At 48.0% G+C, this 1669-nt stretch carries 1 protein-coding gene and 1 pseudogene; one reads left to right on the top strand and one right to left on the bottom strand.

Going from position 1 to position 1669, the window contains the following annotated elements:
* Nucleotides 1-636: pseudogene (locus JX312_RS13265) on the bottom strand (alpha/beta hydrolase); the annotation flags it as partial.
* A 111-nt stretch (nucleotides 637-747) separates the two neighbouring features.
* Here JX312_RS13265 and JX312_RS13260 point away from each other — a divergent pair.
* A partial coding sequence (locus JX312_RS13260) for a potassium channel family protein (protein ID WP_204458390.1) occupies nucleotides 748-1669 on the top strand: 922 nt, incomplete at its 3' end.

Genomic DNA, 1669 nt, shown 5'->3' with positions numbered 1-1669 from the left:
GGCAAATCCTCTGTCGTCATATCGAAGCGAAGCGATGCCGTTGCGGGCAAGGTAGTCGGCGATTACGGCAAAGGGCTTGTGCCCGAACAGTTCCTCGTCTCTGTTCTGCAGCCCGCTTCCGCTGACCATCACTACAAGAGGAGTCTTTCGGTCTGCATTTTCCGGCAGCGTCAGAGTGGCGGCAAGCGTCACGTCTTTACACTCAGGATTGGTGATGCGAATGTCTTCAGTTGTGTATGGGAATGGCGGCTGCGGTGTCTGGGGGCGGTTTCTGACAACCTCTCCCGGCGTGAGTTCGAGGGGTATGCTAAGACCACCCTGACGGAAAGTGCCGGTCAGGATGTTGTTTCTGATCCGCCCAGTATAGCTCATTCCGATGCGGGGAATGGAGAAGGAAACAGAATCGTTCGACAGATGACTGACTTCCGCCTCTATCCCGTATGCTCCCTGGTCCGGAGAGTCCATCGTGATCACATGCGGTTTTGACTGCGGATCCGGGATATGGAAAGCGAGACGCATCTTTACCTGTGGGGTAACCTGAAGCGTGCCGTTCCAGGTTCCTTTAATGTCTGCAAACGAAGTGCTGAAAAGACCGCATATCGCAGTCAGTGCCATAATCGGTTTGTGGAGTTTCATGTGCTGTGATGTTTGGATTACAAATTTACAAATATAATTTGAGAAACCATTGTCTCTTGTGGTTTGTTTTAATTCCGATTAACGGGAGGTTCTCCTGAAAGCATCGTAGTTATGAATGAGGCTGTGTCCAACAAACTGAAACATTTCTGGAAAGTTGTGTCGAATGTAAGACCTATTGTATGGATATGTCTGTATATCTGTCTTATGCCGCTTTTTGCGCTTGTGTATTATCTGATGCCAGACGGGCAGTTCAGGATTCCGCAGGATGCCGGCACCGATTTCGGGTCATGGCTTTATTACAGTATCGTGACCATCACCACTCTCGGTTTCGGCGATTATACACCCGCCCACGGATGGGCGCAGGCAGTCACGGCAATAGAGGTTATGTGCGGTTTGATTTTTCTCGGCTTTTTCCTTAATTCAGTTGGTTCCATGAAATCAGAGATAGATGTGGAGTCTGAGATTGAAAAGCAACGGAGAGTGCATAAATCATCGGAATATGAGAAACTTATGAAGAATATACCGGTGCTGCTGCATAAACTCAATCTATATCTTTCTTTCTGTTACGCCGTTACAACTCCTTTGTCAAGAAGGGGAGAAGGCGGGGAATATAATCCTGATTTCAGTTTCAACGATATGCATGACCTTTATCTTCCTTCGGGGATTCCTACAGACCACTCATCGCGTGCGGCTGTGGAGGGGTTGATGGCATGTGCGTCGGCTACAAGCCTTTATCTTGATTCCTTACAGTCGAGGGTAGACCTTACATTGTGGCCTGAACTTCTTGAGGACAGTTTTGGTTTTGTTGCCGCATGTCAGATGTTTGTTTCGGGAGATTTATTGAAAGACTGGCCGGAAAGAGAACTGCATAAATCATCGATGCATACTTTGGATGATGCCGTAAGGAAAATATCGGATGATATTAAATCATGGAGCGGACCTGCGGAGTCTGGTAAACGGCTTGATATGGCACCTGCTGTCGAACTCTNTCATTTTATCAAAGAAACCGGAAAGCTGGCGCGCGACATAGATC

Source organism: Barnesiella sp. CU968 (genome assembly GCF_905219685.1).
Classification (GTDB): Bacteria; Bacteroidota; Bacteroidia; order Bacteroidales; family Muribaculaceae; genus Lepagella; species Lepagella muris_A.
Note: the sequence above shows the minus strand (reverse complement) of the source record. Positions and strands in the feature narration are given on the sequence as shown.